Source organism: Streptosporangium nanhuense, assembly GCF_059358815.1.
This window is the reverse complement of the sequence record NZ_JCADBG010000062.1, coordinates 1-7,178: the sequence shown is the minus strand read 5'-3', so window position 1 is coordinate 7,178 and position 7,178 is coordinate 1. Positions and strand designations below refer to the sequence as shown.

Genomic DNA, 7,178 nt, shown 5'->3' with positions numbered 1-7,178 from the left:
TCCCAGATCACCAGGTCCGGTTCCCAGTGCCGGCAGAACGCGGTCAGCTCCCCGATCATCGGGTCGTTCACCACCCGCCACCACCACGGCACCAGCTCGTCGTGATACCCCCGGCGTAGATACTCCCAGGTGAGCTTCTCCGGCCGGTTCTCCGCCATGTCGAACGGCGGCGGCGCGTCCGGGTCGAGGCTCGCGCCGTGCGTGAGCAGCCGCTGCAGCATGTGGTCGCCCCCGACGGGGACGGCGGTGAGACCGGCTCCGGTGATGACGCCGGTCAGCTCGGGCTGGCTGGCGACCCGCACCTCGTGACCGGCGTTGCGCAGCGCCCACGCCAGCGGGACCATCCCCAGGAAATGGGTCCGCTCGGCGTGGGTGACGAACAGCACGCGCATGGACCGGTCCCTCCCGCCCGCCGTCACAGGGTGGCCAGCACCTTGAGCAGCGACTCGACGACCATCGCCTGGTCGTCCTCGGCCAGCGAGGGGTACATCGGCAACGAGAAGATCTCCCCGGCCACCGCCTCGGTGACGGGCAGGCTCCCGGCCGCGTACCCCAGCTTCGCGAAGCCCGACATCGTGTGCACCGGCCACGGATAGCTGATGTTGAGCGACACGCCGTAGCCCTTGAGCGCCTCGATGATGTCGTCCCGCCGCGGGTGGCGGACCACGTACACGTAGTACGAGTGCTCGTTGCCGGGGGCGACCGCGGGCAGGACGACGTCGGTGCCGGCGAGCGCCTCGGCGTAGCGGGCCGCGACGGCCCTGCGGGCCGCGACGTACCCGTCCAGCCTGGTCAGCTTGCGGCGCAGGATCTCGGCGTGCACCTCGTCCAGCCTGCTGTTGTGGCCGGGGGTCCGCTCGACGTAGTAGCGCTCCCTCATCCCGTAGTAGCGCAGCTGCCGCAGCGCCGCGTCCACCCCGGGGTCGGAGGTGATGGTCGCCCCGCCGTCGCCGTACGCCCCGAGCACCTTGGTCGGGTAGAAGGAGAAGGCGGCGGCCTCGCCCATCGAGCCCGCGATCCGGCCGTGGTGGCGGGCCGCGTGCGCCTGCGCGCAGTCCTCCAGGATCACCAGGCCGTGCCGGTCGGCGATCTCCCGCAGCGGCGCCATGTCGACGCACTGGCCGTACAGGTGCACCGGGAGCAGGCAGCGGGTCCGCTCGGTGATCGCCGCCTCGACCTGCCCGACGTCCATGAGGTAGGTGTCCTCGTGCACGTCGACGAAGACCGGGACGGCGCCGACGGCGTCGACGGCCACGACCGTGGGCGCCGCCGTGTTCGACACGGTGATCACCTCGTCGCCCGGCCCGATGCCCAGCGCCTGGAGCCCCAGCACGATGGCGTTCGTCCCGTTGTCGACGCCCACGCAGTGGGAGACGCCGTGGTAGGCGGCGAAGGCCGCCTCGAAGTCCCGCACGCCTCGGCCGAGCACGAGCTGGCCCGAGCGGAACACGGTGTCCACCGCGCCGAGGATGTCCTCCCGCTCGTTCTCGTACTCCTGCAGATAGTCCCAGACGTAAAGGGGCCTGGTCATACATCACCTCCGGAAGGGGAGCCGGTTCGGCTCAGCGGTCGAACTCCCCGCGCAGGTACTGCTCCCGGCAGGCACCACGGCGGATCTTTCCACTGGTCGTCCGCGGCAGGACGCCGCGCCGTACGAGGACGAGGTCGTGCGCGGTCAGACCGTGGTTGCGGGTGATCTCCTGGCGCAGGTCGCGCAGGATCACCTCCGCCTCCGGTCCTCCGGCCGCCAGGAGCGCGGGTTCGGCCTCGACGAGGACGACGAGCCGCTCCTCGCCGTCGATCTCGGCGGAGAACGCGGCGGCCGACCCCTCGGAGGCGACACTCCCGGCACCCCCGGCACCCCCGGCACCCCCGGCACCCCCGACGGCTCGCGCGGCCCGCGCGGCCTGCACGGTGGCCTCGATGTCGTCCGGGTAGTGGTTCCGGCCGCGAACGATGATCATGTCCTTCGCCCTGCCGACCACGTGCACCCGGCCCTCCAGCAGGAAGCCGAGGTCGCCCGTGCGCAGCCAGGGGCCGGGGAGCAGGTCGCCGTCCGGTTCGACGAGGTGTTTCTCGAAGACGGCGGCCGACCGCTCGGGCCGGTTCCAGTAGCCGTCCGCCACGTTGGGCCCGCTCACCCAGATCTCGCCGACCCGGCCGTCCGGCAGCGGGCCGAGGTCGTCCCGGTGCCGGATCCGCACCGACACCCCCAGGCTCGGCGTCCCGCACGACACGATGCGCACGGTGTTCGGGCTGCCGGGCGGGAGCTCGCGGGCGATCCCGGCGGCGAGGGCGTCGCGGTCGAAGGACCGGTCGGTCATGCCCTCGCCGACCGGCGGCGCGCTGACCGGGAGGGTCGCCTCGGCCAGGCCGTAACAGGGGGACGGGGCGGTGGCCGACAGCCCGCCCTCCGCGAACGCGGAGGTGAACGCCTCGGTGGACTCGGCGTACACCGGCTCGGCGGCGATCGTCAGCAGCCGCAGCGAGCTCAGGTCGAGCTCGCTCCTTCGCTCCCCGGTCACCCGGCGCACGCACTGGACCAGGCTGGAGCTCGGCGTGATGCTCCAGTCGGCCCGGTAGTCGGAGATCATGCGGAGCCAGCGGTAGGGGTCCTGCACGAAGGCCATCGGGCTGAGGTTGACCGAGTGCGCGCCCGCGCCCAGCGGGTTGGTGATCCCGCAGACGAGGCCGAAGTCGTGGAAGAACGGCACCCACGACGCGATGACCGACGACGGCCAGTGCGCCCTGATCTGGTGGTTGGTGACGGCCAGGTTCAGGTGCGTGACGCGGACGCCCGCCGGGGCGCCGGTGGAGCCCGAGGTGTACTGCAGGTACGCCACGTCGTCCGGCCGCATCGCCGGCCTGCGCCAGTTCCCGGCCTCGTCCGAGGAGACCTCGTCGACGCAGACCAGGTCGTCCATGTCGTCCATGCCGTCCAGCAGCCGCTCGACGGACGGGCGTACGGCGGAGACGGTGAGCACGCACCTCGGCGCGCAGTCGCCCATCACCGAGAGCAGGCGCTCGTTGCTGCGCAGCGCCTCGGGCGCGTACAGCGGCACCGCGACGACCCCCGCGTACAGGCAGGCGAGGAAGGCGACGACGTAGCCGGGTTCGTGCGGGCAGAGGACCGCCACCCGGTCGCCGGGCTCGCACCGCCGCTGCAGGACCGCCGCGACCGAGCGGGCCCGCTCGTCCAGCTCGGCGTAGCCCATCGTCCGCGCGCTCTTCTCCCGGCGGCCGGTGTCGCGGCGCATCCCGTACTCGACGAAGGTGACCGCGGGGGAGGAACCGGCCGTCCGGGCGAACAGGCGGACGCTGTCGGGCAGGTAGCGCAGGCGGAGGTGTCGCGATCCCCGGGCGGTGGCGACGGCGGTCTCGATGACCTCCTCGGGAGGGTCACCGGAATCGGGGCTCAAGCTTCTTCTCCGTCCGGTCGGTGAGGTCCTGCGACCTCGGGGGTCAGGCGGACTGGGGGAGCGCGTCCGATCTGGCGGCGGTCTCCCTGGACTCCAGGGCCGCCAGCGCCGCCCGGTCCAGGTTGGAGACCATCCAGACGAGCAGGTCCTGCTCGGTGCTCTCCGCGGCCTCCTGCCAGCGCTTCTTCTGCTCGGCGATGACGTTCATCTGGATGTGGGTGACCTCGTCGGCGACCCCGCCGTTGCGCTCCGCCTTGATGCGCCGCCGCAGCTCGTTGCGGGACCAGGTGCCCTTCTCCGCGCGGTTGAGCCAGATCTCCTGCTCGGGCTCGGGCAGGCTGGCGACCTCGGCGTGGTGCTGGAAGCTCAGCTTCTCCCGGCGCCGGGGCAGGCTGAACTGCCGGGCCACCCAGGCGTAGTTGCGCAGGGTCTGGTAGTCGAGGGAGGTCTCGGCGATCGCCCGCTTGTAGCGGTCGGGGTACTGGGCCTGGCCGTAGATCAGCCAGTCTCCCAGCCACCAGGCGGACGAGTCGGAGATGATGAAGATCTGCCGGCCCAGGCGGCTCCAGGCGGTCAGCGACATGCCCGGGGGCAGGGAGAGGGCCGTTCTCCGGGTCATGCCCGGCGCGTCCAGTGCCATTCGCGTGTTGTGAGCGGGCCTGGCCTGTCCGTGATGCGTGGTCTGGCCGTGATGTGTGGTCGAAAGACTCGGGTAGCCGTTCACGTCTGTCGTCACGTCTGTCACACCCTTTCGCCTCGACGGATCCGTCGATGGCTGAGAGTTTGCCCTAGGGGCCACGGGAGAGTTCTAGACGAGATCTAGACGCCCTGACAGGGGCGTACCGGGGACCTGGTCAGCGTCGTTCTCCCCGCTCACCGGTGTCGTGCGGGGCGTCACCGGCTATTCCTGGCCGCCGGTGCCCGGGGGGAGACGCTCGATAACGAAGTCCGCCAGGTCGTCGAAGTTCCTGCCGCCGAAGCCGGCCATGTCGTCCAGCAGCGGCACGCCGTAGGCGTCCTCCAGGGCGAGGATCAGGAGGATGATGGAGAACGAGTCGAGGTTGCCCAGATCGCTGGGTTCGGTGATCTCCCCCAGGTCGGTCAGCTCGGGGACGGCGAGCTCGTTGGAGCTGAACAACACGATCTTCAGCGCCTCACGCTCGATCCGCTCGCGCACGCCCTTCTTCTGGTCGGAAACGAACATCTCGGTCAACTGATCTCTCCTGACGGCGTCTCTGCGGAATCGGTGGACGCGGCGGAGGCCGCGTTCCTGCGTTCGAGCGGGCTCTGCACGAGTTTGTTGAGGAGCTCGGCGCCGTGCTCCTCCCAATAGTCGCGGTAGACGGCGTGGATATGCACGTCCCGCAGCGCGCCCCGGTCGTAAAGATGCTCGGGAAGAGTCGCCTCTTTGTGGTTGGCGTCATAGGACGTATGCAGAATCTTGAAATCCGGCTCGACGGTCCAGAAATATATCTTCCTGACGTTCCACATGGCGAAGGCGTAGTTGATCGTCAGCAGAATGACCTCCGCGCCGACCCCGTTGCCCGCGGTGACCGGATCGGTGATGAAGCTCGCCCGCACGTGCCTGCCCGACAGGTCCAGATGGTGGAACGAGACGTATCCCACGACCTGGTCGTTGTCCTGGCGCTCCACGGTGAACTGGGCGGACACCTCCTTGGCGTACAGCGCGGCGAACACCTCGGCCGAGGGCAGGTCGTTCAGCCCGGCCTTGAGGAGAAGGTCGTGCGCCGTGACGCCCTCCGGCGGGTTGGCGTGGCGCAGCAGCGTCCTTCTGGTCTTGGTGTGGGGAAAGAGCACGTTCTTCCACCTTCAACTCGGCGTCGCGGCTGAATGGGATTACCCGGAGGATTAATCGGGCGGGCCGAGCGGCCGTCGTCCCCGTATCAAAGAGGCGGGCCCGTCTCGCCAGCGGGACAGATGCTAGTTCCGGGTGATCTATGGGTCAAGTTATTCTCCGGTGGTCTCAATGTCCATGCGAATGGCCTTTTTCGGAGCCGTGACAATTTCCCGGTTGATTTCTTCGGCCGGTCGCGGAAAGGTCGTTTATGGTGCATGCGGCGGCAGTGGGCCGACGTACGAACGAGGGGAAGCGGGATGGGCCGATGACAGTGCACACCGAGGACGCCGCGATGCAGGGAGAACTCCTCGAACCGATCACGTCCGAGGGCCGCGACCTGCTCCATCTCATCGAGACGCACCGGCCGGCGATCGCGGAGGCCGCCGCGGGCAACGACCGGCGCGGGACCTTCCCCCACGACGTCTTCGAGGGCCTGCGCAAGGACGGCGTCCTCGGCGCCACGGTGCCCTCCGTGCTCGGCGGGCTGGGGGTCGAGCGGATGCACGACGTCTCCCTGGCGCTGCTGAGGGTCGCCGAGGCCGACGCCTCGACGGCGCTCGCCCTGCACATGCAGCTCAGCCGGGCGCTGACGCTGACCTACGAGTGGCGGACCGGCCCCGCCCACGCGCGGGCGCTGGCCGAACGGCTGCTGCGCGGCATGGGCTCCGGCGAGGCCGTGGTGTCCACCGGCGTCAAGGACATCCCGCGCGACCGGCGCCCGACCACGCTGACCCCGACCGGCGACGGCGGCTGGGTGCTGTCGGGCGGCAAGACGCTGGTGAGCATGGCGCCCATCGCCACCGACTTCGCGGTGTACGCGCAGACGCGCGTCCCCGGGCAGCGTCCCCAGTCAGGGATGGCCGTGCTCACCCGGCAGACCCCGGGACTCACGGTGACGGACAACTGGGACGGGCTTGGCATGCGGGCCTCGGGCAGCGTGGACATCGTGTTCGAGGACTGTCCCATCGCGGCGGAGGACGTGGTGCTGCGCGGCCCGGCGGGCGAGCAGGACCTCGCCATGCTCGCGGGCCAGACGGTGAGCTCGATCACCATGCTCGGCATCTACACGGGCATCGCCCAGTCGGCACGGGAGATCGCCGTCTCGGCCCTCCTTCGCAGGGGGGCGACGGGGGCCGCTGCGGCCCGGACGCTGGTGGCCGAGATGGACGCCAGGCTCTTCACGATGAGGTCGACGGTCGCGGCCGCGCTGGCCAGGGCCGACCGGCTCTCCTACGACGACACGGGCGACCCGCAGGAGCGCGGGCCGGCCATGATGACGCCGTTCCAGTGCGCGAAGATGGTCGTGAACCAGCTGGCGCCCGCCGTCGTCCTCGACGCCCAGACGCTGATCGGCGGCGCCTCCTTCTCCGCCTCCCACCCGCTGGCGCGGCTCTACCGCGACGTGCGCGCAGGGGGCTTCATGCAGCCGTACACCTTCGTCGACGCCGTCGACTACCTGAGCGCCCAGGCGCTGGGCCCCGTCAGGAACGGTTAGGGGGGTCCATGCGCGTTCTCTTCACCGCGTACGCGGAGAAGACCCACTTCCTGGGGATGGTCCCGCTGGCGTGGGCGCTGCGCAACGCCGGTCACGAGGTGCGGGTCGCCAGCCAGCCCGAGCTGACCGACGTCATCACCGGAGCGGGCCTCACCGCCGTCCCCGTCGGCAAGGACCACATCCTGCACCGGCTGGTGGGCCGGACGAAGGAGCTGCCGGAGACGGCGCCGCGGGCCCCCTCCTACGACCTGGCCGAGAACCGCCCCGAGGTGCTCACCTGGGAGTACCTGAAGAACGGGTACGGCGGGCAGTTCGTGCCGTGGTGGGCCCGGGTGGTGAACGACCCGATGATCGGGGAGCTGACCGCGTTCTGCCGGCACTGGGAACCGGACCTGGTGATCTGGGA

At 70.4% G+C, this 7,178-nt stretch carries 6 protein-coding genes and 2 pseudogenes; 2 read left to right on the top strand and 6 right to left on the bottom strand.

Going from position 1 to position 7,178, the window contains the following annotated elements:
• The 6 genes and pseudogenes from AC5L38_RS43765 to AC5L38_RS43740 all read right to left on the bottom strand — a co-directional run.
• Nucleotides 1–392 (bottom strand): annotated as a pseudogene (locus tag AC5L38_RS43765) (activator-dependent family glycosyltransferase); the annotation flags it as partial.
• A 23-nt stretch (nt 393–415) separates the two neighbouring features.
• Nucleotides 416–1,531: a DegT/DnrJ/EryC1/StrS family aminotransferase gene (locus AC5L38_RS43760; protein ID WP_495248737.1), complete on the bottom strand. Its 1,116-nt coding sequence runs from the start codon at nt 1,529–1,531 to the stop codon at nt 416–418.
• Nucleotides 1,532–1,562: 31 nt separating this feature from the next.
• The gene (locus AC5L38_RS43755) at nt 1,563–3,419 is read right to left on the bottom strand and encodes a fatty acyl-AMP ligase (RefSeq protein ID WP_495248736.1); all 1,857 of its coding nucleotides are present in this window, start codon (nt 3,417–3,419) and stop codon (nt 1,563–1,565) included.
• A 43-nt stretch (nt 3,420–3,462) separates the two neighbouring features.
• Nucleotides 3,463–4,059 carry an LmbU family transcriptional regulator gene (locus tag AC5L38_RS43750; RefSeq protein ID WP_495248735.1) on the bottom strand — a complete coding sequence of 199 codons (597 nt, stop codon included), beginning with the start codon at nt 4,057–4,059 and terminating at the stop codon, nt 3,463–3,465.
• Nucleotides 4,060–4,320: 261 nt separating this feature from the next.
• Nucleotides 4,321–4,632 (bottom strand): hypothetical protein, encoded by a 312-nt coding sequence (locus AC5L38_RS43745; protein ID WP_495248734.1) that lies wholly within the window; start codon nt 4,630–4,632, stop codon nt 4,321–4,323.
• On the bottom strand, nt 4,629–5,237 hold the full coding sequence (locus AC5L38_RS43740; RefSeq protein ID WP_495248733.1) for a GNAT family N-acetyltransferase: 609 nt from the start codon (nt 5,235–5,237) through the stop codon (nt 4,629–4,631). The genes AC5L38_RS43745 and AC5L38_RS43740 overlap by 4 nt, the downstream gene beginning before the upstream one ends.
• A 305-nt stretch (nt 5,238–5,542) precedes the next feature.
• On the opposite strand from AC5L38_RS43740, the gene AC5L38_RS43735 reads away from it, so the two are divergent.
• Together AC5L38_RS43735 and AC5L38_RS43730 are read left to right on the top strand one after the other, a co-directional pair.
• A complete protein-coding gene (locus AC5L38_RS43735; RefSeq protein WP_495248732.1) occupies nt 5,543–6,772 on the top strand; it encodes an acyl-CoA dehydrogenase family protein in 1,230 nt (409 codons plus the stop codon).
• Between the two features lie 8 nt (nt 6,773–6,780).
• Nucleotides 6,781–7,178 (top strand): annotated as a pseudogene (locus tag AC5L38_RS43730) (activator-dependent family glycosyltransferase); the annotation flags it as partial.